Here is a 24,194-nt window from a genome sequence, read left to right on the forward strand (position 1 = left end):
TTTAACTGCCTAAAATTCCAAGTTCTAAACCTCTCAATTCAGCCAATCCTCTTAGCCTACCGATAGCAGAATAACCAGGATTTGTCACCTTATTCAGATCATCTAACATTTGATGTCCGTGATCCGGGCGAAATGGAATCGCTGTTTCTCTTTTTTGGTTTTCAGCAGTTAATACTTTCATGACCTGATACATATCTACATCCCCATCAAGATGATCTGCTTCATAAAAATTTCCAAAAACGTCTTTCTTCACATTCCTCAGGTGAGCAAAATAAACACGTTCTTTGACCACATTAAAAATATCTAAGACATTATTGCTGACACCTGCGCCCAAAGAACCTGTACAGAAACAGACACCATTAAAAGCCTGATCTACTCCTTTAATAATAAATTCAAAATCGTCTTTATCAGAAGCAATTCTTGGCAAGCCCAATATAGGATAAGGTGGATCATCCGGATGAATGGTCATCTTGATCTGGTTTTGCTCACAGGTCTCTGCGATCTGGGATAAGAACCACAGCAGGTTGTCCCTCAATCCCTCTTTACCTATATGTTGATATACATTGATACTTTGGGTAAGGTCTTCGAACGTTATACCTTTTTCACTCGGAATTCCCATCAGTATATTTTCAGATAGTTTGTCAATATCGGCTTTGGTATACTGATGAGATTTTGCAAAAGCCTCTTCCAGTATCGCCTGCGGATAATCCTGCTCAGCTCCTGCCCTTTTCAGTACATATAGATCGAAAAAAGCCAGATCGAACCAGTTAAAGTATAGTGCTTTAGAGCCATCTGTCATGCCATAATCCAGATGCGTACGCGTCCAGTCCAGTACCGGCATAAAATTGTAACAGACTGTATGTATCCCACATTCAGCAAGATTGCGCAGGGATTGTTTATAATTTTCTATATATATACCTGCATTTTCACTTTTCGTCTTTATCGCTTCGTGTACAGGTACGCTCTCTACAACAGACCATGTAAGACCTGCGGCTTCAATAATAGCTTTTCTTTCTTTTATATCTCCTAATGGCCATACTTCACCATGAGGAATATGATGCAGAGCGCTTACAATACCTGTTGCGCCTGCTTGCTTAACATCTTGAAGAGATACCGGATCATTAGGACCATACCATCTCCATGTCTGTTCTAATCTGTTCATTTTCTGTCTTTAAGCTTTTACTGTTATACACCTGACCATGAATTGAAACCTCCATCTACATAGAGTGTTTCCCCATTTATAAAACCTGAAGCCTGACTTAGCAGGAATATCAAAGCACCTTCCAGTTCGGACGGATCTCCTAATCTTGAGAAAGGAGTTTTGTTAAGAAAACGTTGCGCACGTGCTGTAAATGTCCCATCTTCGTTGGTCAGTAATGTTCTGTTTTGTTCTGTTAGAAATACACCTGGCGCGATCGCATTGACACGGATTTTATCACCATAACGCAAGGAAAGCTCTGTTGCCATCCACTTTGTATATCCTATAATCCCACATTTGGCGACATTATATCCCAATACACGGGTAATAGCACTGCTGGAAGCCAGAGAGGCGATATTAATTATTGATCCCTTACCTTTTTCCGCCAGTACCCGACCAATGACCTGTGTCGGTATGATCGTGCCATTAAGATTGAGTTCTATAGCCTTTAATGTATCTTCTATTTTGGAATCAAATAAATTCTGATCTGGTCCTATAGTCGCTCCGGGTATATTTCCCCCGGCAGCATTTACCAGTCCGTCTATTGTACCCCACTTTTCTATAATTTTATCCCTTGCAGCAATCATTTCCGATTCACTAAGTACATCCGCCACAATTGCAAGCCCCTCACCTCCTAATGTTTCTACTAATTTTACGCGCTCGTCTGCACGTTCCTGATTTCGTCCGATAATAACGACTTTGGCTCCGGCCTCAGCCAATGCTTTCACAAAAGATTTTCCTAAAATACCGGTACCGCCAGTTACGACAATAACCTGACCTTTTAAGGAAAATTGTTCTAAAATATTCATAAGGTTGCTTGTTTATAATCTTATAATCTATAAAAGTGCTAATTTCCAACTACATTGTAAAGTTTACACTTCTGTATTTTTACGATAACGATTTCGGAAATATTATAGTCCTCCAATCTTTAAATAACAAATAGTTAGTATTTTCGTTTTCAACAATAAAATAATCAATCTATGCCCAATAAGAAAGTGCTTTCCTTCGGTGAATTATTAATTCGGATGCAGGCGACTTCAGACTACTTTTTTGAAACAAACCGGAATACTTTAAAAGTATACCCCGGCGGATCAGAAGCCAATGTAGCCGTTACATTAGCCCGGTTGGGCATTCCGACTACTTATCTCAGTGCTGCTCCGGACAATGCCCTTACACAGGAGATCCTGTCCAAATTAGGAAACTATGGAATAGATACTTCCTTAATGAAAATTCAGGGAGACCGTCTGGGGAGTTATTTCTTACTGTCAGCCAACGGATTGAGTAAGGGAGAAGTTATTTACGATCGTAAATATTCTGCTTTCAGTCAGCTCACATCAGATGATATAAACTGGGATATTATTTTTGACGGTATCGACTGGTTTCATTTTACAGCACTCACACCTTCACTTAATCAGGAATTGGCGTATATCTGTAAACAAGCCTTACAAAAAGCAGCTGAAAGAGGCATTACTATTTCTGTAGATCTGAATTACAGAAACAGATTGTGGCAATATGGAAAGCTGCCAAATGAAATCATGCCGGAGCTGGTACAATATGCAGATGTCATTATGGGAAACATATGGGCAGCAAACAAAATGCTGAATACTCCTATTGATGAAACACTGGACCGCCAGACTTCAAAAGAAACATATGTGGCCTATTCAAAAAAATCAGCCACAAACATCCTCCAGGCTTATCCTAAATGTAAACATATCGCCAATACATTCAGATTTATGGACAATGCCACACACAATCTGTTTTACGGGACGTACCACAACAGGGAAACGGATGCTGTGTCAGAGACATTGGAAACAAATAATGTCATCGACCGTATCGGAAGCGGTGATGCTTTTATGGGAGGTCTGATATACGCTATTATACAGGAACAATCTCCTCAGGATATTATTTATACGGCTACTCAGGCCGGCTTTCAAAAACTATTTGTTGAAGGCGATTTTGGAAATGGAAAAATAAATTAATGACATGAATGAAGTACTTAAATTAATCGGAGACAGTCCGGTCATTCCGGTATATTATAACGATAACATTGACTCTTGTATAGATGTTCTTACCAAATGCTACAAAGGGGGAATACGGGTCTTTGAATTTGTAAACAGAGGAGTCAATGCCAAGGAAAATTTCAAACAACTTCTGGCGTTTAAAAATGAGCATTTTCCGGATTTAAAGTTAGGAATCGGAACCATTAAGACCGGAGAACAGGCAAAGGAATTCATAGCACTGGGTGCAGAATTCATCGTCAGCCCTATTATCAAGAAAAAAATTGCTGAAATAACAGCAAAACATGGATTGCTATGGATTCCCGGCTGCATGACGCCTACTGAAATCGCAAAGGCGGAAGAATTAGGCACTCCTCTTGTAAAACTATTTCCAGGCGACAGTCTTGGTCCTAATTTTTTGAAGGCAATAAAACCGTTGTTTCCAGAATTGAAATTCATGCCTACCGGTGGTGTAGACACGACGGAAGAAAACATCCTCACCTGGAGACAGGCTGGTGTATATGCTGTCGGACTTGGGTCAAAACTATTCAGCCCTCCATCAGATGGAAGCGGAGAAGATTGGTTGAGTGAGCGCTGTCAGTTATTGCTAAAATGGTCTAAAGCCTAATTTAAAAAGCATAAAAAAGGGGTAACAATCAGATTGTTACCCCTTTTCTTATATCAGCAAGATTAATTAATCTTCTTCTTTCGAAGCTAACAATTGATCGTATTCCTCACGGGAACCTACGATAATATTGCCATAATCACGTAAACCTGTACCTGAAGGAATCAGGTGACCTACGATTACGTTTTCTTTAAGTCCTAATAAATCATCACGTTTACCTGCGATAGCTGCCTCATTCAACACTTTCGTTGTTTCCTGGAAGGATGCTGCAGAGATAAATGATTTAGTACCTAATGAAGCTCTGGTAATACCTTGCAACAATGGACTTGAAGTCGCTGGGATAGCATCCCTTACTTCTACTAATTTCAGGTCACGACGTCTCAGGCTGGAGTTCTCTTCACGTAATTTACGTAGCGTAACAATCTGACCAGGACGAAGATCATTAGAGTCTCCTGCTTCTACAACAACTTTTTTGTCGTATAGTGAGTCGTTCTCTTGCATGAAATCCCATTTGTTTACTGCTTCTTTTTCTAAGAAACGTGTATCTCCCGGATCCTCGATATTCACTTTTTGCATCATTTGGTGAACGATTGTTTCGAAGTGCTTATCGTTGATTTTTACCCCCTGAAGACGGTAAACCTCTTGTATACCATTTACGATATAATGTTGTACTGCGGAAGGACCTTTGATTGATAAGATATCTGCAGGAGAGATCGAACCGTCTGATAAAGGCATACCAGCCTTAATAAAGTCATTATCCTGTACAAGGATGTGTTTCGAAAGTGGAACAAGATATTTTTTGATCTGGCCGTCACGAGATTCAATAGAAATCTCACGGTTACCACGTTTTACACCACCCAATGCTACTACACCGTCAATCTCTGTTACTACAGCTGGATTTGAAGGATTACGAGCTTCGAATAATTCTGTTACACGTGGAAGACCTCCCGTAATATCTCGGGTCTTACCAGTAGAACGAGGGATCTTAACCAAGATCGCACCTTCTTTGATTTTCTGACCGTCAGATACCGAAACGTGAGCTCCAACCGGAATATTGTATGAACGAACGACTTCACCTTTCAGATCAAGGACTTTGATTGTAGGGTTTTTCGTTTTATCACGCGTTTCAATAATAACTTTCTCTTTGTGACCAGTTTGCTCATCTGATTCTTCACGGAATGTTACCCCTTCGATGATCGCATCAAATTCAACTTTACCGCTGAACTCAGAGATGATCACGGCGTTGTACGGATCCCATGATACCAAACGTGCACCTTTTTCAACTTTATCACCTGCATTCACATATAATTGTGAACCGTAAGGAATATTTTGTTGATAAAGAACTTTTTTAGTTGTAGGCTCGATAACACGAAGCTCACCTGAACGGCCTAATACCACCTGGTGTGTACCATCTTCACCTTCCTGAGATACAGTACGTACGTTTTCAAATTCGATGACACCTTCATGTTTTGCTGAAATTTGAGATTCAGCAGCAATGTTAGATGCCGTACCACCCACGTGGAACGTACGAAGTGTTAACTGTGTACCCGGCTCACCGATAGATTGTGCAGCAATAACACCGACAGCTTCACCTAACTGAACACGTTTACCGGATGCAAGGTTACGTCCGTAACATGAAGCACATACTCCGCGTTTAGACTCACAAGTCAATACGGTACGGATTTCGATACCTTCGATACCTGCATTTTCAATACGTTCCGCTATTTCTTCTGAAATATCCTGATTCGCAAATGCAATGATCTCGTTAGTTTCAGGATCTAATACATCGTATAAAGATACACGGCCTAAGATTCTGTCGTATAATGGTTCTACAATATCGTCATTGTCTTTCAAGGCTGTCGTATAGATACCTCTCAGACCATTACAATCCTGTTCAACTACGATCATATCTTGTGCAACGTCATGTAAACGACGAGTCAGATAACCCGCATCGGCTGTTTTCAATGCTGTATCGGCAAGACCTTTACGCGCACCGTGAGTAGAGATAAAGTACTCAAGGACAGACAGACCTTCTTTAAAGTTAGAAAGAATCGGATTTTCGATAATTTCACCACCTGAAGCACCTGATTTCTGAGGTTTAGCCATCAGACCACGCATACCACACAACTGACGAATCTGCTCTTTGGAACCACGGGCTCCGGAGTCAAGCATCATGTACACAGAATTGAATCCCTGATTGTCGTTAGACAGGATGTCCATTACGTGTGCTGTCAGTTTGTTGTTAATACGTGTCCAGATATCGATGATCTGATTGTAACGTTCGTTGTTTGTAATGAAACCCATGTTATAGTTACCCATTACCTCTTCAACCTCGTTCGTCGCTTGTTGGATCAGATCAGCTTTTGCAGCCGGAATATTTAAATCCTGTAAGTTAAAGGAAAGACCACCTTTGAATGCTGTCTGGAATCCTAATTCTTTCATATCATCCAGGAATTTCGCTGCACGGGCCATACCCGTAGTTTTCACGATCTCACCGATGATATTACGAAGTGATTTTTTAGTCAACAATTCGTTGATGAAACCCATTTCCTCAGGAACAATCTGGTTAAAGATTACACGACCTACAGTCGTTTCCAATAAGGTATCAACGATTTCACCGTCTTTATTTCTTACTTTAGTTTTTACTTTAATGAAAGCGTGCAAGTCAATTTTCTTCTCATTCAAAGCAATAATAACTTCTTCTGCAGAGTAGAATGACATTCCTTCCCCTTTTACAACTTTATCTTCAGCAGTTTTGCGGCCTTTAGTGATATAATAAAGACCAAGTACCATATCCTGAGAAGGTACTGTTACCGGAGAACCGTTTGCAGGGTTAAGGATATTGTGTGCAGCCAACATCAGAATTTGTGCTTCCAATACAGCAGCATTACCTAATGGTAAGTGAACAGCCATCTGGTCACCGTCAAAATCGGCGTTGAATGCAGTACACACTAACGGGTGTAACTGGATCGCTTTACCCTCTACCAATGTAGGTTGGAAAGCCTGGATACCCAGACGGTGAAGCGTAGGTGCACGGTTTAATAATACAGGGTGACCTTTCAATACATTTTCCAGGATATCCCATACTACCGGATCCTTACGATCAACGATTTTTTTAGCTGATTTTACAGTTTTTACAATACCTCTTTCGATCATCTTACGAATGATAAACGGTTTGTAAAGCTCTGCAGCCATATCTTTAGGAAGACCACATTCGTGTAATTTCAAATGAGGTCCAACGACGATTACCGAACGAGCCGAATAATCCACACGTTTACCTAATAAGTTTTGACGGAAACGACCTTGTTTACCTTTCAGAATATCAGAAAGTGATTTCAACGCACGGTTACCTTCTGTTTTCACAGCATTCACCTTACGTGAGTTATCAAACAGGGAATCCACAGCTTCCTGAAGCATACGTTTTTCATTACGTAAGATAACTTCCGGAGCTTTGATTTCGATCAAACGTTTCAGACGGTTATTACGGATAATAACACGACGGTATAAGTCATTTAAATCTGAAGTCGCAAAACGACCACCATCCAAAGGAACTAACGGGCGTAATTCCGGTGGAATAATCGGAACGATTTTCACGATCATCCATTCCGGACGATTTTCAATACGCTCATTTGCTCCGCGGAAAGCCTCTACAACATGAAGACGTTTTAATGCCTCATTTTTACGTTGTTGTGAAGTCTCATTAGCAGCCTGGTGACGAAGATCATATGATAACTGATCCAGGTTAAGGCGTTTTAATAATTCTTCTAATGCTTCTGCTCCCATTTTGGCAACGAATTTCTGAGGATCGTTGTCATCAAGGTATTGGTTTTCTTTCGGTAATGTATCTAAGATATCCAGGTATTCTTCCTCAGTAAGGAAGTCCATGTAGTTGATACCATCTTCTTCTTTAATACCAGCCTGGATTACGACATAACGCTCGTAATAGATAATCATATCCAGTTTTTTGGTTGGAAGACCTAATAAATAACCAATTTTGTTAGGAAGTGAACGGAAGTACCAGATATGCGCTACAGGAACTACCAGATTGATGTGTCCCATACGCTCACGACGTACTTTTTTCTCTGTAACTTCTACACCACAACGGTCACATACGATACCTTTATAACGGATACGTTTGTATTTACCACAGTGACATTCGTAATCCTTTACAGGACCGAAGATACGCTCACAGAATAAACCATCACGTTCTGGTTTGTAGGTACGATAGTTAATCGTTTCCGGCTTTACAACTTCACCACTGGAACGCTCTAAGATTGTTTCCGGTGACGCCAAGCTAATGGTGATTGACGTAAAGTTGCTTTTAATTTTATTATCTTTTTTGTAAGACATACTTTTATTCCAAAGTTAAAGCTGTATAAAGAAGCTTAAGAGGATTTCGAAACCTCTTAAGCTCTATTGCTTAATTAATCTAATGTAATATCTAAACCTAAACCGCGTAACTCATGTACCAATACGTTAAACGATTCCGGTACGGATGGAGTTGGCAAGTTGTTACCTTTTACGATAGCTTCGTAAGTTTTGGCACGACCTACAACATCATCTGATTTCACGGTCAAGATCTCCTGTAAGATGTTAGATGCTCCGAATGCCTCAAGTGCCCAAACCTCCATCTCACCAAAACGCTGACCACCGAACTGAGCTTTACCACCCAGAGGTTGTTGTGTAATTAATGAGTATGGTCCGATAGAACGTGCGTGCATTTTATCATCCACCATGTGACCTAATTTCAACATATAGATCACCCCTACAGTTGTCGGCTGATCGAAACGGTCTCCGGTCAATCCGTTGTAAAGATAAGTTCTACCAGAAGCTGGTAATCCAGCTTTAGCGATCCATCCTTCAACTTCTGACGGCTCTGCACCATCGAAGATCGGCGTTGCAAATTTGACACCTAATTTCTGACCTGCCCAACCTAATACAGTTTCATAGATCTGTCCCAAGTTCATACGTGAAGGTACCCCTAGTGGGTTCAACACGATATCAACAGGAGTTCCATCTTCTAAGAATGGCATATCTTCATCACGTACGATACGTGCAACGATACCTTTGTTACCGTGACGTCCCGCCATTTTATCCCCAACTTTCAATTTACGTTTCTTAGCCACGTAAACTTTAGCCATTTGTACGATTCCGGAAGGAAGCTCATCCCCTACTGAGATTGCGAATTTCTCACGTTTGAATGCTCCAAGTTCTTCGTTCAACTTAATGTTGAAGAAGTGAAGTGCAGCTTTGATCAATTCGTTTTTGTCTTCATCTGTAGTCCAACCTGTTGGGTTGATGTTATCGTAGTTCAGATCAGCAAGTATTTTTTGTGTGAATTTAGCTCCTTTTGGCACTAATAATTCTTTGTACACATTATAGATACCCTGACTTGTTTTACCATTTACGATTGTAAATAATTTATCAATCAGACGATCTTTTAATACTTTAACATTTCTGTCGTGTGTAGTTTCCAATTTTTCAAGCGTTTTGCGCTCTACTTCTTTAGACATTTTTTTCGCACGAGAGAACAACTTGGTATCAATAACAACCCCTTTGATTGAAGGAGGAGTTTTCAAAGAAGCATCTTTTACGTCTCCGGCTTTATCACCAAAGATTGCTCTCAGTAATTTCTCCTCTGGAGAAGGGTCTGACTCACCTTTAGGCGTAATCTTACCAATCAGAATATCTCCTTCACCAACTTCTGCACCGATACGGATAATACCGTTTTCGTCCAGATCTTTGGTTGCTTCTTCCGAAACGTTAGGAATATCTGCTGTAAGTTCCTCTTCACCGCGTTTTGTATCACGAACCTCTAATTCAAATTCTTCAATGTGAAGAGAAGTGAAGATATCCTGACTTACTACACGCTCAGAGATTACGATCGCATCCTCAAAGTTATATCCCTGCCAAGGCATGAAAGCTACTTTTAGGTTACGTCCTAATGCCAATTCACCATCTTCAGTAGCATAACCTTCACATAGTACCTGCCCTTTTTCAACACGCTGACCTTTTCTGACGATCGGTTTCAGGTTGATACATGTACTTTGGTTGGTTTTCTTGAATTTGATCAATTTATATGTTTTGATATCATCATCAAATGATACCAAACGATCGTCTTCCGTACGATCATAACGGATCTTGATTTCTTCAGCATCTACATATTCTACGACACCGTTTCCTTCTGCATTGATCAGTGTACGGGAGTCACGTGCTACGCGACCTTCAAGACCTGTACCAACGATAGGCGCCTGCGGACGTAACAATGGCACCGCCTGGCGCTGCATGTTTGATCCCATCAGGGCACGGTTGGCATCATCATGCTCCAGGAAAGGAATCAGTGATGCAGCAATCGAAGTAATCTGATTTGGAGAAACGTCCATAAGATCCAGTTTCTCAGGTTCGATAATCGGGAAGTCACCTTCATATCTTGCTTTTACTTTCGGATCTTCGAAATTTCCTTTTTCATCATAGATAGCATTTGCCTGAGCAATTGTTTTCTCATCTTCATCTTCAGCAGACAGATAGATAACAGGCTCTTCCACTACTACACGACCTTCTTCTACTTTACGGTATGGTGTTTCGATAAAACCAAGGTTATTGATTTTAGCGTGAACAGCCAGAGAAGAGATCAAACCGATGTTCGGTCCCTCCGGAGTTTCGATAGTACAAAGACGACCGTAGTGTGTGTAGTGAACGTCACGAACCTCAAATCCGGCTCTTTCGCGGGAAAGACCACCTGGACCTAAAGCTGACAAACGACGTTTGTGCGTAATCTCGGCCAATGGATTTGTTTGGTCCATGAACTGAGACAGCTGATTTGTTCCGAAGAACGAGTTGATGACGGACGATAATGTACGTGCATTGATCAGGTCTGTAGGTGTAAATACTTCGTTATCACGAATATTCATACGCTCACGTATAGTACGGGCCATACGAGACAGACCTACTCCAAACTGTGCATATAACTGCTCACCTACCGTACGAACACGACGGTTAGACAAGTGGTCAATATCATCGACCTCAGCTTTAGAGTTGATCAGATTAATAAGATATTTTACGATCGCAATGATATCTTCACGAGTCAATACTTTCGTATCTGCCGGAGTATCTAATTGCAATTTGCGGTTGATACGGTAACGACCAACATCCCCCAGATCATAACGTTTGTCAGAGAAGAACAAACGATCGATGATACCACGAGCAGTTTCCTCATCAGGTGGTTCAGCGTTACGTAACTGACGATAGATATGCTCTACCGCTTCTTTTTCTGAGTTAGACGTATCTTTCTGAAGGGTATTATATATAATAGAATAGTCCGCATTGTTCGATGCATCATCTTTGGCCAGAATGACAGATTTCACTCCTGCATCGATGATAAAATCAATGTGATCTTCTTCCAAAACAGTTTCACGTTCAAGGATAATTTCGTTACGGTCGATAGATACAACTTCACCTGTATCTTCATCCACGAAATCTTCTACCCATTTTTTCAATACTCTGGCTGCCAGACGACGGCCAACGTATTTCTTAAGACCAGACTTACTAACTTTAACTTCATCTGCAAGATCAAACAATTCTAAGATATCCTTGTCTGAATCGTACCCGATAGCACGTAATAAAGTTGTAACTGGGAATTTCTTTTTACGATCGATATACGCATACATGACGTTGTTTACGTCTGTTGCAAATTCGATCCAAGATCCTTTAAAAGGAATAACCCTTGCAGAATAAAGTTTAGTACCATTTGTGTGTCTACTCTGACCGAAGAATACGCCTGGTGAACGGTGTAATTGTGAAACGATCACACGCTCTGCACCATTTACAACGAAGGTACCTTTAGGAGTCATATACGGGATAGTTCCCAAATATACATCCTGAACAATGGTTTCGAAATCTTCGTGTTCCTCATCATTACAAGATAACTTTAATTTTGCCTTTAAAGGAACGCTATAAGTAAGACCACGCTCGATACACTCTTGTATATCATAACGGGGAGGATCAATAAAATAATCCAAAAACTCAAGCACAAAAATGTTTCTTGAATCAGAAATAGGGAAGTTTTCCGAAAATACTTTGAACAGCCCTTCCTGATGGCGGTTGTCAGAAGTAGTTTCTAATTGAAAAAACTCCTTGAAAGACTGTAATTGTACATCCAAGAAATCAGGATAATCGATAACCTTCTTACTTGTCGCAAAATTTACTCTTTCTTTTTGAATATTATTGTTTGCCAAGGGAATAAGAATTTTAGTTTAAAAAAACTGAGCTAACTATATGCTGCTTAATTCACATTTTCAATTATGCAACAGCACACATAACTGATAGTGGTGTGTTAAAATAGGAATAGACTCTGATGGATATACCGTCAGAGTCTAAACCTTTAAGGTGCTTAATATGTGAGATTACTTGATCTCAACAACAGCTCCAGCTTCTTCTAATTGTTTTTTCAAAGCTTCAGCTTCGTCTTTAGAAACACCAGTTTTTAATTCTTTAGGTGCTCCGTCAACTAAATCTTTAGCTTCTTTCAAGCCTAGACCAGCTAAATCTTTAACCAATTTAACTACTGCTAATTTCTGACCACCAGCTTCTTTCAAGATAACGTCAAATGAAGTTTTCTCTTCAGCAGCAGCTGCGCCACCTTCAGCAGGAGCAGCAGCAACTGCAACAGCAGCAGCAGCAGGCTCGATACCATACTCATCTTTTAAGATATCAGCTAATTCTTTAACTTCTTTTACTGTTAAGTTCACTAACTGTTCAGCAAGTTGTTTTAAATCTGCCATTTTATTTTGATTTTTGAATTTACTTTTAAAATTTTTGTTAATTAAATAATAACGAATGTTTCTGTTAGAGAGGATTCGTTAGCCTCTTTCTTCTAAAGCTTTTACTAAGCCCGAAATTGTATTTCCGCCTGACTGAAGAGCTGAAATAACATTCTTAGCTGGAGATTCAAGCAATGCGATAACATCAGCGATAAGTTCATTTTTAGACTTAAGATTCACTAATGTATTCAATTGACCGTCTCCAACAAATGCTGCTGAATCGATATAAGCTGCTTTCAAAAGAGGTTTATCACCTTCTTTGCGTAACTGCTTGATTAATTTAGCAGGAGCGTTACCAACTTCCGAGAACATTAAAGTAGATGCACCTTTCAGTGTACCAAAGATCTCTTCCGAATCAACACCTGCTTCGATTAATGCTTTTTTAATTAAAGAGTTTTTCACTACTTTAATTTCAATACCGCTTTCAAAACATTTGCGACGAATGCCATTCACCTTTTCAACGCTTAAATCAGCAGTGTCAGCAATATAAAAATTACCGTATGATTTAATCTGCTCGGCCAAAGCTAGAACAATTTCTTGTTTTTCTTCTTTTCTCATGATTAAATTCCCGCTACTGATTTAGTCTCAACATGAATACCAGGACTCATAGTTGATGAAATGTGAATGCTCTTAAAGTATGTTCCTTTAGCTGCAGATGGTTTCAAACGAGAGATAGTTTGTAATACCTCTAATGCGTTATCATAAATCTTATCTGCATCGAACGACGCTTTACCAATCGAAGTGTGGATGATACCTGTTTTGTCAACTTTGAAATCGATTTTACCACCTTTAACATCTGTTACAGCTTTACCTACTTCTGTAGTTACTGTACCAGTTTTAGGGTTAGGCATTAAGTTTCTTGGTCCTAAAATACGGCCCAATTTACCTACTTTAGCCATAACACTAGGCATGGTAATAATGATATCAACGTCAGTCCAACCGCCTTCGATTTTACTGATATAGTCATCTAAACCTACGAAATCTGCACCTGCTGCTTTAGCTTCTTCTTCCTTATCAGGAGTACATAAAACTAAAACGCGAACAGTCTTACCAGTTCCGTGAGGTAAAGTTGCAATACCACGAACCATTTGATTTGCCTTACGAGGATCTACGCCTAAACGAACGTCGATATCCACAGAAGCGTCAAATTTGGTTAATGATATCTCTTTTACTAAAGCCGAAGCTTCTTTCAAAGAGTATGCTTTACCAGCTTCAATTTTGGATAGTGCCGCTTTTTGATTTTTTGTTAATCTAGCCACTTTTCTTAAACTGATTTCGTTAATTAATTGTTCCAGGGTGCATTACCGGACACGGTAATACCCATACTACGTGCTGTCCCAGCTACCATACGCATAGCTGCTTCTACAGTAAATGCGTTTAAATCTACCAATTTATCCTCAGCGATTGTTTTCACCTGATCCCAAGTAACAGAAGCTACTTTCTTACGGTTAGGCTCTCCAGATCCGCTTTTCAACCCTGTAGCTTCCTTTAACTGGATTGCTACCGGAGGAGTTTTGATGATAAAATCAAAAGACTTGTCGCTGTAAACTGTAATGACAACAGGTAATACTTTGCCTGGTTTGTCTTGCGTACGAGCGTTAAATTGCTTACAGAAATCCATAATGTTAACACCTTTAGCACCTAATGCAGGTCCTACCGGTGGCGATGGATTTGCAGCTCCGCCCTTAACTTGTAATTTTACTAACGCACTGACTTCTTTTGCCATTTTGTTCTGAATTTAATTATTAAATGTTTGTTAGTAAGTTGGAAGCATATAACGTAACATTTATTTATTCATTGATACCCGACCAAAATCAAGCATCAAATGAGGTGCAAAGATATACTATATTTTTGTGAAATACAAAAAATAAATAACAAAAGAAAAGAGGAAACTTTAATTCTCCTCTTTTCTTTTGTTTATTCTTTTTCTACTTGCATGTAGTTAAGTTCTAATGGGGTTTTTCTTCCGAAGACTTTAACCATTACAATCAGCTTTTTCTTGTCTTCGTGAACTTCTTCGATTTCTCCGGTAAATCCGTTAAACGGACCATCGTTTACTTTCACCGTTTCACCAACATAATAAGGTACGTTGATTGTCTCTCCTTGCTCAGCCATCTCATCTACTTTACCTAAGATGCGGTTCACCTCGCTTGGACGCAACGGAATAGCGTTTCCGGCCTTATCTCCTAAGAAACCGATTACGCTGTTGATATTTTTGATTACGTGCTCTGTTTCTGCATCAAGAGATGCTTCTATCAACACATATCCAGGGTAGTAGTTACGTTCTTTTGCCACTTTCTTGCCATCACGCATCTGGTAATACTTTTCCATTGGAATAAGTACCTGAGCAACCAGGTGTTGGATTCCTAAGCGACTAATCTCAGCATCAATATATTGCTTTACTTTCTTTTCCTTTCCACTTACAGCACGAACCACGTACCATTTTAAACTTTGATCTGCCATAAATTAAATACTGAAAAAATTATGAAGTAATACCGTACAACAACTCTAATACGTTGCTCGACGCTTTATCCATCACAAAAACTAGAAGAGCGATGATAAGAGAAGCAATAAGTACAATCACAGCTGAACTTTGCAACTGAGCCCATGTAGGCCAAGTCACCTTCTGTGTGATCTCTTCATAAGAGTCTTTAAAAAAATCTAGTACTTTCGCCATTTTATAGTTTATCTATAGTTTGCACGGGCACAAGGATTCGAACCCTGATCAAAGGTTTTGGAGACCTCTATTCTACCATTGAACTATGCCCGTGGGTTTTGTTTTTGACGTTGCAAATATAGCGTTTTCACACCTCTGCAACAAATATTTTTCACTTTTTTTTACTATTTCTTAATGCACTTTTGCATTAGAAAAAATAAGCTAATCAGCCTCAGCTGATTAGCTTATTCTATATTTCTAATCTATTTCAGATTAAATGATTTCAGTTACCTGACCAGCACCTACTGTTCTACCACCTTCACGGATTGCAAAACGTAGACCTTTTTCCATTGCGATAGGACTGATCAACTTAACAGTGATTGTTACGTTGTCACCTGGCATTACCATCTCAGTACCTTCAGCTAAAGTGATTTCACCTGTAACGTCTGTAGTACGGAAATAGAATTGAGGACGGTATTTGTTAAAGAATGGAGTGTGACGTCCACCTTCTGCTTTTGATAATACGTAAACCTCAGCTTTGAAGTTATCGTGAGGAGTTACTGAACCTGGTTTACAGATAACCATACCACGACGGATATCAGTTTTCTCAATACCACGTAACAATAAACCTACGTTATCACCAGCCTCACCGTAATCCAAGATTTTACGGAACATCTCAACACCTGTTACTGTAGATTTCAAGTTCTCAGCACCCATACCTAAGATCTCAACTGGATCTCCAGAGTTGATTACACCTCTTTCGATACGACCTGTAGCTACTGTACCACGACCTGTGATCGAGAATACGTCCTCTACTGGCATCAAGAAAGGAAGTTCAGTCAAACGTGGAGGGATTGGAATGTAGTTATCTACAGCATCCATCAATTCCATGATTGAATCAACCCATTGTTGCTCACCGTTCAATGCACCTAAAGCAGAACCTTTGATTACTGGAATATCATCTCCTGGGTATTCGTAGAATGATAATAATTCACGAACTTCCATTTCAACTAAGTCTAATAATTCGCTGTCATCTACTAAGTCAACTTTGTTCAAGAAAACTACTAGTGCAGGAACACCTACCTGACGAGCCAATAGAATGTGCTCACGAGTCTGAGGCATTGGACCATCTGTAGCCGCAACTACGATGATAGCTCCATCCATCTGAGCAGCACCTGTTACCATGTTTTTTACATAATCGGCGTGACCTGGACAGTCAACGTGCGCATAGTGACGATTAGCTGTTTGGTATTCTACGTGTGCTGTATTAATTGTGATACCACGTTCTTTTTCTTCAGGAGCAGAGTCAATTGAATCAAATGAACGAGCTTCTGATAAACCTGCATCCGCTAATACTTTAGTGATAGCTGCAGTTGTAGTAGTTTTACCGTGGTCAACGTGACCGATTGTACCAATGTTTAAGTGTGGTTTACTGCGGTCAAATTTCTCTTTTGCCATGTTTATGCGAATTAGTAAATTAAAATTTTATTTTTTTTCTTCTAAAAAAGTTGTTATTACGAGCCAAAGATGGGATTTGAACCCACGACCTCTTCCTTACCAAGGAAGTGCTCTACCCCTGAGCTACTTCGGCTTTCAAAAGCCATTTATAGATAAACGCCTCCACCTGCAAGATATTATTATATCAAATGAGACAGAGACTTAAATCGTATAATAAAAAGAGAGCGGAAGACGAGGTTCGAACTCGCGACCTATAGCTTGGAAGGCTATCGCTCTACCAACTGAGCTACTTCCGCTTTTGCTTACAAACACCAAGCTTGCTGAACAAGCTCGGATTTGTAAACTGATTTGGTGTGGAGGGAGAAGGATTCGAACCTTCGAAGCCGAAGCAACGGATTTACAGTCCGTCCCATTTGACCGCTCTGGAACCCCTCCAGATACCTGCAATTTAAGATTGCAATTCTTGAGCCTCCTATCGGAATCGAACCAATGACCTACTGATTACAAGTCAGTTGCTCTACCAGCTGAGCTAAGGAGGCTTCTATATTTTAATATTTTTAAACTCTCTAAGAACGATGCTGTTTCGATCAGCGAGTGCAAAAATCAGATTAATTTTTGACTTCTGCAAGTTTTATTTAAAAATTATTATCAAACGACTTAAAGAACATTTCAAACGCTTCCGGGACACTTATAGACCCTGTTTGTTTGAGTTGCAAAGATAGATACTCCGATGACATTACAAAAATATTTTTGCAAAAAAACTTCCCCATAACAACCATGTATCTGATATGCAAGGGAATAATTTTCAGCCCAAGATTTCAATTTATTAAATCCGGCCAATATCCTATATTTGAAAATGCAAAAATTGATCTCCAAATCCGTGCTTGGCAGTATTAGCATGGCTGTTTTTCTTTTAATTTTTCTTCCAAATTCTCATGCTCAGGAGCAGAATCTTGTTCAAAAATTTAAAAATAAATTCCTTTCCAGTGAAAAAGATTCGACCAGATCGGCAAGTTTTATGGTTTTACCGGCGGCCGGATATGCACAAGAGTCGGGTTTCGAATACGGAATTGCGGGCACTTATAATTTTTATGTAGACAAATCTGATCTCACAAACCGCACCTCAAGTCTGATCTTAATGGGAACAATGACTACAAAAAGTCAAAAAAATATAAAACTCAACAGTGATATCTGGACAAAAAATAACGATTACCATATTCTTTCTGAATTCAGATACCGCGACTGGCCTTTCAATTTTTACGGATTGGGTAACGATACCTGGGAATCCGATGAAGATAAAATAGGTCAGAAGCTGTTCCGGGCACGCATCGATGTAGAAAAAAAGATTACATCTTCTTATTATGCGGGGATCAACATCAATTATGAGCATTTTAAATACGAAGATCAGGAGACCGGCGGAATATATGATCAGCAGGATCTCATCGGCAAAACCGGAGGTCAATTCCTTGCCTTTGGAATATCCCAGCTCTTTGATACCCGAAATGTAACTACATTTACCACCAAAGGATATTACGCCAGACTTCGTTATGCCTACGCACCTGACTTCTGGGGTAAAGAAAATTTCAGAGGTAATCTGTTTGATATAGATCTCAGAGGCTTCTACCCTGTTTCAAAAACGCTTTCTGTAGCCATGCAGGGAATCTACAGATCTACTTTCGGAGAACGCATACCTTTTTATCAATACAGGGAGTTGGGTGGAGATAATATAATGCGTGGGTACTATCTGGGCAGATATAAAGACCGTAATTATATTGCCGGACAAGCTGAATTACGGTATCGCTTCCACCCTCGCTTTGGTATAACGGGTTTTGGCGGCACCGGCAGCACATTTTCTAAAGAACATGATATCCGTCTTGTGCCCAGTTACGGAGCGGGTATCCGTTATTTCTTTAGTCTGGAACACAGTAGTACCGTTCGTTTTGATTATTCTTTCGGAGAAAAAAGACCGGGAGAAAAAAGACAATCCGGATTTTACCTCTCTATAAGTGAGGCCTTTTAATCAGAACCTGGGAAACCTCAGTTTAAAATTCTGTTTACGCTGACCTTTTCGGAATATGATCAAACCAAAATAAAACAAATCTATGGTCAAGGTTACCCTTTCTATCTGCTGAACCTGTTCCCAGGCTCTCTGCCTCTCTCTGCTGAGATAAGGTTCATCCCATATATATATAGTATGTCTTCCGGTGCGGTTAAATAATTCGGGCTCCGGAAGTTCATTCTTACTGATTAAAATGGCATTTTTGAAAAAATCCTCCGAAGTTTCCATACTATCTTTATCCTCATGACCTTCGTTGTCTGCTAACGAATGGACAGCAACTATGTGTAGATGATGAAGTACACGTCCTAATACAGCCTTTTTCTTCCTATTCCAACCTGACAGACTGACTTCATTTCCCGTTGCCAACCGCTGATAAATAGCTTCATCTGTGAGTCTGTATACAAAAGGAGAATGTGTACCGTGACGGGTATTTGAGGTAAGAGCGTGTATAAATCTGGAACGTCTGTATCTTAAGGAAATCATGCCACAAACATAATAAAAAGTTGATTTGTGTAGTGTTATATCTGTAAAAGGAAACACTTTCGCTCCTCATAATCATTCCTTATTATTCGGATCAAAAGGTTGTAATTTCTTTAATATGTTGACTTTTACCCCTTTTAAATAAAAGAAATTTTAATTAAATTTGAATATGAGCGATAATGAATTAAAGGCTTTAATCTCATTACTGGATGATCCTGACACTACTATTTTTGAGGAGATCGAACAAAAACTGATTACATGTGGTCCTGAAGTCATCCCTTCCCTTGAATCTTCCTGGGAAAGTTCTTTTGATGTATTGATGCAGACCCGGATTGAGAATATTATTCACAAAATCCAGTTTGATCAGATCAAAAATGAGCTTCAGGTATGGAAGATGAGTAATTCATTTGATTTGCTTAATGGCTTACTTATTATCAACAGATACCAGTATCCGGCAATGAATGTAGACCAGATCATGTTTCAGCTGGCTGAATTAAGAAGAGAAGTCTGGTATGAACTGATATACGATATGAGTCCTTATGAAAAGGTCAAACTCATTAATCATGTATTGTTTCAGGATTTTGGCTTATCGGGTAATACAGCTAACTACCATGATCCGCAAAACTCGTATTTAAATAAAGTACTGGAAAGCAAAAAGGGCAATCCGATTACACTGGCTTGTATCTATTGTGTCATTGCGCAACGTCTCGACATCCCTATTTACGGAGTCAATCTCCCCAAACACTTTGTTCTGGCGTATATGAATGAAGATGACATGGATTCGAAACCATTATTCTACATCAATGTATTCAACAAGGGGCAGGTGATGAAAATGGAAGATATCCTTTCCTTTTTAAAACAGCTCAACCTATCTCCGTCTCCGGAATACGTATTGCCTTGCGATAACGTTGCCATTATAAAAAGAGTGCTGAGAAATCTGATCTCCTCCTATACCCAGATAGATAATATGGAGAAAAAAGAGGAAATCGAAATATTACTGGATCTGATGGAAAAAGATTAATCAGCAGATTAATCTCTTCCGTCAAAGTATATCCCTTCAGGAATCATTTGCACAGTGATATTTGTTTCCGGAGTCTTATCTACTATCAGTCGGGCATCCGGCGCAACATTACCATTGTCTGTAATTTTGAATCTGGATATATACCTGGAAGATTTATCCACCACAAACATAAATGTGCCGTTCGCACGTTTATCAATAGAGACATCCACCGGCTCAATAAGCCCTGTACTTGCCCCCTGAATAGTTCGGGTCGGAGTAATTTCACCTGCCGGAAGTTTAGAGAAGTTCTCAATGATATATATTTTTCCTACAGCCGAAGATCCTTCTCCTGTATAATCAGTCAACACCAGTATATCCTTGAGCAGATGATAAGAGATTCCTCTTACTTTTGAAGCTCCGGCAATTGTATGCATTTGTGTATTGGAATAGTCAGCCAGCAACGTATCCAAGTTATTAACAACATTAGGTAATACCATGACACCACCATTAGGCCCCGATATAGAAGCATACAATGTTTTTCCATTTATGGCCAATCCCCATGGTGCTCTCTCTTCACCCAATCCGGCTAAGGTAATTTTCTGTCCATATCTGACATACCCGTTTGCAATAGCACTATTGAATTTATAGATTCCTACAGGTTGTACATCCCTGTTAATACCTGTCCGGCTTGTTTTGGTAACATACAGGAATCTGGGCTCATTATTATTCTCCGGAATATTAATAGCCATACCTCTGACACTTCCCATTACACTATTTTGAATGCTATTGGTACTGGCCGGAATCCCGTTGAGATTATAGCTCATATGTCTTAGGACCGTATCACTTAATCCATTCTCATTTTTAGGGGACTGATAAATACGCTGTACAAAAGGATCAAAATAAAGAGTTGCTCCACCTTTAACTCCTGAGGTAATGGATATATTGCGTAATTTGAAGATAGTAGACATATCCCCTCCGTTTGCCAATACAGAATCTGCATCTTCAATAATCCCTATAGTAGGGAAAGGAGTAGCCCCGTCACGGTAATTTGAAAAAGATATATATAGACGACCTATTTTGCCTTTCGTAACAGGCGGTTCATCATCGGAACGCTCACAGGATACGACGCCGGCGATCACACTTACAACCATTAAAGATAAAATCAGGGCTTTGGAGAATTTCTTCATTTTACAATGCTAACTTAAATGCTGTTACAAATGTATAAAATAGTTATCTGAAAAGAGGACGTATTATGCAGCCTTCCTGCTACATTAACAGTCAATTGTTGCAAATATTGTGCAATTTCGTTAAAATTGCAACGCATTTAATCAGGACTGGTATGGACGGTAAAGAATTCAAGCGTGAAAAATTAGAACTCCCGAACGAAGGCAAAAAACTATTGCTTCATTCGTGCTGTGCCCCTTGTTCCGGGGAAGTAATGGAAGCATTGATTGCTTCAGATATTGATTTTACTATCTATTTTTATAATCCAAACATCCATCCACGCAAGGAATATGACTTGCGTAAAGATGAAAATATACGTTTCGCAGAAAAGCACAATATCCCTTTCATTGACGCAGACTATGACGTTGATCATTGGTTTGAACTTGCAAAAGGAATGGAACAGGAGCCTGAGCGTGGGATAAGATGTACGATGTGTTTTGATATGCGATTTGAAAAAACAGCAGAGTATGCTGCAAAAAACGGTTTTGATGTCATCTCCAGTTCATTAGGTATTTCCAGATGGAAAAACATGGAGCAGATCAATGACTGTGGACTTCGTGCAGCATCCCGTCATGAAGGTATGGAATACTGGACCTTCAACTGGAGAAAGAAAGGTGGATCGGCAAGAATGCTGGAGGTCTCCAAAAAGGAAAAATTCTATATGCAGGAGTATTGCGGTTGTGCATATTCTCTTCGCGACACGAATCACTGGAGATTAAAAAGCGGTCGTGACCGTATAGAATTAGGAAAAAATTACTACGAATAATAACTCACCTGCAGGCGTAATTCAGGAAGGTTTTTCCGGGCTCTTGAGGCTCTCAAATAAATTGAAAAAAATTTCCTTTCTATAAGATTTATAATTACCTTTGCAGGCTCAAATGCAGGATTGTGAAATATCTAAAACAATATAGGATACCCTTTTCCGGGCTGAATGCAGGGAAACACAGTTTTGATTTTGACATTGAAAAGAAGTTCTTTGATTGTTTTGAGCATTCCATTGTCAAAGATGGAAACTTAAAAGCTCAGGTAGACTTGCAGAAGCAAGAGAACATGTTGATTGTCCACTTTACTATTACCGGAACGATCAAACTGACTTGCGATATATGTTTGTCCGAATTTGACAGTCCAATCGATGTAAAAGAACGGGTCCTTGTCAAATTTACTGATGAAAACTGGGAAGAAGACACCGAAGAAGTAATCGTTTTATCCAAAAATGATTATGAATTTGACATTGCACATTTACTCTATGAGTATATCAATGTAGCGGTACCTTATTACACCAAGTGCAGCGAACAAGGCTTAAATCAATCATGCGATCCGGAGATGTTGGCGAAAGTCAATCAAATCGAGGACGAAGAAGAGAACAGTGCAGAAGAACACATTGACCCCAGATGGTCGGCATTAAGAAATATAAAAAATAACTAAAACGGAAATACGAGATGGCACATCCAAAGCGTAAAACTTCTAAATCAAGAAGAGACAAAAGAAGAACACATTATAAAGCAGAAAAACCTAGCTTAACAGTTTGTCAAGAAACTGGCGCGGTTCATTTACCTCACCGTGCTTACACAGTAGATGGAAATTTATACTACAACGGTAAATTAATCATCGAAAATACAGCTGTTGTCTAACAATCTTTCAAGACATTAAACATCCCAAAATAAGTGTAAAATTTATCTTTTATGCTTTACTTTGGGATGTTTTTGCGTATTATTGAATCGAAAAATAATAACGAATGAAGATTGGTTTAGATATTTTAGGAGGGGATTTTGCTCCGGAATCCACAATTTTAGGAGCTATTGAAGCTCAAAAAGTGTTGCCAGCAGAACAACGTATTGTTCTTATCGGTGACGAACATGCTGCTAAGCAGCGTATCCAGGAATTAGGAGCTCGTATTGAGGATTTTGATTTTGTACATGCTCCTGATAATATTGGAATGGGTGAACACCCGACCAAAGCAATTGCCAAAAAACCGGATTCCAGTATAGTAAGAGGTTTTGACCTTTTGAAAAACGGAGAGATTGACTCTTTTGCTTCAGCAGGTAATACCGGAGCTATGTTGGTCGGTGCTCTTTTCAGCGTGAAGGCAGTACCGGGAATTTTACGTCCGGCTATCGCCACCAACGTTCCCAAACTTAAAGGTGGTAGCGGCCTGTTGTTAGACGTAGGCGCTAATGCAGATTGCAAACCCGAAATGCTAAATCAATTTGCTATACTGGGAAGTCTTTATATTGAACATGTATTAGGTATACAGTCTCCTAAAGTCGGATTAGTCAATATTGGCGAAGAAGAAGAAAAAGGAAATATCCTTACAACCACAACCTACCCCCTGCTCAAAAACAATCCCCAATTAAATTTTATCGGTAACATTGAAGGAAGAGATCTTTTCACGGATCTCGCTGATGTAATGGTATGCGACGGATTTACAGGTAATGTTATTCTGAAAATGGCGGAGTCCTTTTATGTGGTGACCAAGAAAAAGAAAATAAATGATGAATTCTTTGATAGGTTCAATTACGAACAGTACGGAGGTACCCCTATTCTGGGAGTGAATGCTCCTGTTATTATAGGGCATGGTATTTCTCCTCCGGAAGCTATCAAAAACATGGTTTTACAATCAAGAGCTATGATCGAGTCGAATTTTATCGATAAGATCAGATCTGTTTTCAATTAACGTA

At 39.5% G+C, this 24,194-nt stretch carries 21 protein-coding genes and 5 tRNA genes; 8 read left to right on the plus strand and 18 right to left on the minus strand.

The window, feature by feature from the left end:
• Window position 1 precedes the first annotated feature (1 nt).
• Together uxuA and I6J02_RS03410 are read right to left on the minus strand one after the other, a co-directional pair.
• Window positions 2–1,162 carry a mannonate dehydratase gene (gene uxuA / locus I6J02_RS03405; RefSeq protein ID WP_201680465.1) on the minus strand — a complete coding sequence of 387 codons (1,161 nt, stop codon included), beginning with the start codon at window positions 1,160–1,162 and terminating at the stop codon, window positions 2–4.
• Window positions 1,163–1,185: 23 nt separating this feature from the next.
• A complete protein-coding gene (locus I6J02_RS03410; protein WP_201680466.1) occupies window positions 1,186–2,007 on the minus strand; it encodes an SDR family oxidoreductase in 822 nt (273 codons plus the stop codon).
• 171 nt (window positions 2,008–2,178) lie between these two features.
• Here I6J02_RS03410 and I6J02_RS03415 point away from each other — a divergent pair, with 171 nt between their 5' ends.
• Complete coding sequence (locus I6J02_RS03415) at window positions 2,179–3,177, plus strand: sugar kinase (protein WP_201680467.1); 999 nt, start codon at window positions 2,179–2,181, stop codon at window positions 3,175–3,177.
• A 4-nt stretch (window positions 3,178–3,181) separates the two neighbouring features.
• The gene (locus I6J02_RS03420; RefSeq protein WP_201680468.1) at window positions 3,182–3,823 is read left to right on the plus strand and encodes a bifunctional 4-hydroxy-2-oxoglutarate aldolase/2-dehydro-3-deoxy-phosphogluconate aldolase; all 642 of its coding nucleotides are present in this window, start codon (window positions 3,182–3,184) and stop codon (window positions 3,821–3,823) included.
• A 66-nt stretch (window positions 3,824–3,889) separates the two neighbouring features.
• Here the strand turns inward: I6J02_RS03420 and rpoC are convergent, their stop codons facing one another.
• From rpoC to I6J02_RS03490, 14 genes are all read right to left on the minus strand, one after another.
• The gene (rpoC, locus tag I6J02_RS03425; protein WP_201680469.1) at window positions 3,890–8,170 is read right to left on the minus strand and encodes a DNA-directed RNA polymerase subunit beta'; all 4,281 of its coding nucleotides are present in this window, start codon (window positions 8,168–8,170) and stop codon (window positions 3,890–3,892) included.
• A 74-nt stretch (window positions 8,171–8,244) separates the two neighbouring features.
• Window positions 8,245–12,054, minus strand: coding sequence for a DNA-directed RNA polymerase subunit beta (gene rpoB, locus I6J02_RS03430; RefSeq protein ID WP_201680470.1), 3,810 nt, complete (start codon window positions 12,052–12,054; stop codon window positions 8,245–8,247).
• Between the two features lie 168 nt (window positions 12,055–12,222).
• Window positions 12,223–12,600 (minus strand): 50S ribosomal protein L7/L12, encoded by a 378-nt coding sequence (rplL, locus tag I6J02_RS03435; protein ID WP_003011668.1) that lies wholly within the window; start codon window positions 12,598–12,600, stop codon window positions 12,223–12,225.
• A 78-nt stretch (window positions 12,601–12,678) separates the two neighbouring features.
• The gene (gene rplJ / locus I6J02_RS03440; protein WP_201680471.1) at window positions 12,679–13,197 is read right to left on the minus strand and encodes a 50S ribosomal protein L10; all 519 of its coding nucleotides are present in this window, start codon (window positions 13,195–13,197) and stop codon (window positions 12,679–12,681) included.
• 2 nt (window positions 13,198–13,199) lie between these two features.
• A complete protein-coding gene (rplA, locus tag I6J02_RS03445; protein ID WP_037459808.1) occupies window positions 13,200–13,898 on the minus strand; it encodes a 50S ribosomal protein L1 in 699 nt (232 codons plus the stop codon).
• A gap of 23 nt (window positions 13,899–13,921) precedes the next feature.
• Complete coding sequence (gene rplK, locus I6J02_RS03450) at window positions 13,922–14,365, minus strand: 50S ribosomal protein L11 (protein ID WP_002992779.1); 444 nt, start codon at window positions 14,363–14,365, stop codon at window positions 13,922–13,924.
• Window positions 14,366–14,556: 191 nt separating this feature from the next.
• Window positions 14,557–15,102, minus strand: a complete 546-nt coding sequence (nusG, locus tag I6J02_RS03455) for a transcription termination/antitermination protein NusG (protein ID WP_002992777.1) — start codon at window positions 15,100–15,102, stop codon at window positions 14,557–14,559.
• 19 nt (window positions 15,103–15,121) lie between these two features.
• Complete coding sequence (gene secE, locus I6J02_RS03460) at window positions 15,122–15,316, minus strand: preprotein translocase subunit SecE (RefSeq protein ID WP_002992776.1); 195 nt, start codon at window positions 15,314–15,316, stop codon at window positions 15,122–15,124.
• A 22-nt stretch (window positions 15,317–15,338) separates the two neighbouring features.
• Window positions 15,339–15,409, minus strand: a tRNA-Trp gene (locus I6J02_RS03465).
• 159 nt (window positions 15,410–15,568) lie between these two features.
• Window positions 15,569–16,753, minus strand: coding sequence for an elongation factor Tu (tuf, locus tag I6J02_RS03470; RefSeq protein ID WP_002992774.1), 1,185 nt, complete (start codon window positions 16,751–16,753; stop codon window positions 15,569–15,571).
• A 61-nt stretch (window positions 16,754–16,814) separates the two neighbouring features.
• Window positions 16,815–16,886: transfer RNA gene (locus I6J02_RS03475), tRNA-Thr, on the minus strand.
• A gap of 90 nt (window positions 16,887–16,976) precedes the next feature.
• A tRNA-Gly gene (locus I6J02_RS03480) sits at window positions 16,977–17,049 on the minus strand.
• 58 nt (window positions 17,050–17,107) lie between these two features.
• Window positions 17,108–17,188: transfer RNA gene (locus tag I6J02_RS03485), tRNA-Tyr, on the minus strand.
• A gap of 31 nt (window positions 17,189–17,219) precedes the next feature.
• A tRNA-Thr gene (locus I6J02_RS03490) sits at window positions 17,220–17,292 on the minus strand.
• 317 nt (window positions 17,293–17,609) lie between these two features.
• Here I6J02_RS03490 and I6J02_RS03495 point away from each other — a divergent pair.
• A complete protein-coding gene (locus tag I6J02_RS03495) occupies window positions 17,610–18,773 on the plus strand; it encodes a BamA/TamA family outer membrane protein (RefSeq protein WP_201680472.1) in 1,164 nt (387 codons plus the stop codon).
• Here I6J02_RS03495 and I6J02_RS03500 read toward each other — a convergent pair whose 3' ends face one another.
• Window positions 18,774–19,295, minus strand: a complete 522-nt coding sequence (locus I6J02_RS03500) for an SAM-dependent methyltransferase (RefSeq protein WP_201680473.1) — start codon at window positions 19,293–19,295, stop codon at window positions 18,774–18,776. It lies immediately after the preceding gene.
• Between the two features lie 166 nt (window positions 19,296–19,461).
• Between I6J02_RS03500 and I6J02_RS03505 the strand changes: the two genes are divergently transcribed.
• Window positions 19,462–20,313, plus strand: coding sequence for a transglutaminase-like domain-containing protein (locus I6J02_RS03505; RefSeq protein WP_201680474.1), 852 nt, complete (start codon window positions 19,462–19,464; stop codon window positions 20,311–20,313).
• A gap of 8 nt (window positions 20,314–20,321) precedes the next feature.
• Here the strand turns inward: I6J02_RS03505 and I6J02_RS03510 are convergent, their stop codons facing one another.
• Entirely contained in the window at window positions 20,322–21,479 is a 1,158-nt protein-coding gene (locus I6J02_RS03510; RefSeq protein WP_201680475.1) for a hypothetical protein, read from the minus strand.
• A gap of 152 nt (window positions 21,480–21,631) precedes the next feature.
• Here I6J02_RS03510 and I6J02_RS03515 point away from each other — a divergent pair, with 152 nt between their 5' ends.
• From I6J02_RS03515 to plsX, 4 genes are all read left to right on the plus strand, one after another.
• The gene (locus I6J02_RS03515; protein ID WP_201680476.1) at window positions 21,632–22,282 is read left to right on the plus strand and encodes an epoxyqueuosine reductase QueH; all 651 of its coding nucleotides are present in this window, start codon (window positions 21,632–21,634) and stop codon (window positions 22,280–22,282) included.
• 122 nt (window positions 22,283–22,404) lie between these two features.
• Window positions 22,405–22,941, plus strand: coding sequence for a YceD family protein (locus tag I6J02_RS03520; RefSeq protein ID WP_201680477.1), 537 nt, complete (start codon window positions 22,405–22,407; stop codon window positions 22,939–22,941).
• A 14-nt stretch (window positions 22,942–22,955) separates the two neighbouring features.
• On the plus strand, window positions 22,956–23,147 hold the full coding sequence (rpmF, locus tag I6J02_RS03525; RefSeq protein ID WP_002992760.1) for a 50S ribosomal protein L32: 192 nt from the start codon (window positions 22,956–22,958) through the stop codon (window positions 23,145–23,147).
• 104 nt (window positions 23,148–23,251) lie between these two features.
• A complete protein-coding gene (gene plsX, locus I6J02_RS03530; RefSeq protein ID WP_201680478.1) occupies window positions 23,252–24,190 on the plus strand; it encodes a phosphate acyltransferase PlsX in 939 nt (312 codons plus the stop codon).
• The last annotated feature ends 4 nt before the right edge of the window (window positions 24,191–24,194 follow it).

Origin of the sequence: Sphingobacterium spiritivorum (genome assembly GCF_016725325.1) — a bacterium.
In the GTDB taxonomy this organism is placed as follows: domain Bacteria; phylum Bacteroidota; class Bacteroidia; order Sphingobacteriales; family Sphingobacteriaceae; genus Sphingobacterium.

Excerpts from the sequence above, each read along its gene's own strand:
- uxuA (WP_201680465.1), bottom strand. The coding sequence starts at position 1,162 with ATGAACAGATTAGAACAGACATGGAGATGGTATGGTCCTAATGATCCG.
- I6J02_RS03410 (WP_201680466.1), bottom strand. The coding sequence starts at position 2,007 with ATGAATATTTTAGAACAATTTTCCTTAAAAGGTCAGGTTATTGTCGTA.
- I6J02_RS03415 (WP_201680467.1), top strand. The coding sequence starts at position 2,179 with ATGCCCAATAAGAAAGTGCTTTCCTTCGGTGAATTATTAATTCGGATG.
- I6J02_RS03420 (WP_201680468.1), top strand. The coding sequence starts at position 3,182 with ATGAATGAAGTACTTAAATTAATCGGAGACAGTCCGGTCATTCCGGTA.
- rpoC (WP_201680469.1), bottom strand. The coding sequence starts at position 8,170 with ATGTCTTACAAAAAAGATAATAAAATTAAAAGCAACTTTACGTCAATC.
- rplL (WP_003011668.1), bottom strand. The coding sequence starts at position 12,600 with ATGGCAGATTTAAAACAACTTGCTGAACAGTTAGTGAACTTAACAGTA.
- rplJ (WP_201680471.1), bottom strand. The coding sequence starts at position 13,197 with ATGAGAAAAGAAGAAAAACAAGAAATTGTTCTAGCTTTGGCCGAGCAG.
- rplK (WP_002992779.1), bottom strand. The coding sequence starts at position 14,365 with ATGGCAAAAGAAGTCAGTGCGTTAGTAAAATTACAAGTTAAGGGCGGA.
- nusG (WP_002992777.1), bottom strand. The coding sequence starts at position 15,102 with ATGGCAGATCAAAGTTTAAAATGGTACGTGGTTCGTGCTGTAAGTGGA.
- secE (WP_002992776.1), bottom strand. The coding sequence starts at position 15,316 with ATGGCGAAAGTACTAGATTTTTTTAAAGACTCTTATGAAGAGATCACA.
- tuf (WP_002992774.1), bottom strand. The coding sequence starts at position 16,753 with ATGGCAAAAGAGAAATTTGACCGCAGTAAACCACACTTAAACATTGGT.
- I6J02_RS03495 (WP_201680472.1), top strand. The coding sequence starts at position 17,610 with ATGCAAAAATTGATCTCCAAATCCGTGCTTGGCAGTATTAGCATGGCT.
- I6J02_RS03500 (WP_201680473.1), bottom strand. The coding sequence starts at position 19,295 with ATGATTTCCTTAAGATACAGACGTTCCAGATTTATACACGCTCTTACC.
- I6J02_RS03505 (WP_201680474.1), top strand. The coding sequence starts at position 19,462 with ATGAGCGATAATGAATTAAAGGCTTTAATCTCATTACTGGATGATCCT.
- I6J02_RS03510 (WP_201680475.1), bottom strand. The coding sequence starts at position 21,479 with ATGAAGAAATTCTCCAAAGCCCTGATTTTATCTTTAATGGTTGTAAGT.
- I6J02_RS03515 (WP_201680476.1), top strand. The coding sequence starts at position 21,632 with ATGGACGGTAAAGAATTCAAGCGTGAAAAATTAGAACTCCCGAACGAA.
- rpmF (WP_002992760.1), top strand. The coding sequence starts at position 22,956 with ATGGCACATCCAAAGCGTAAAACTTCTAAATCAAGAAGAGACAAAAGA.
- plsX (WP_201680478.1), top strand. The coding sequence starts at position 23,252 with ATGAAGATTGGTTTAGATATTTTAGGAGGGGATTTTGCTCCGGAATCC.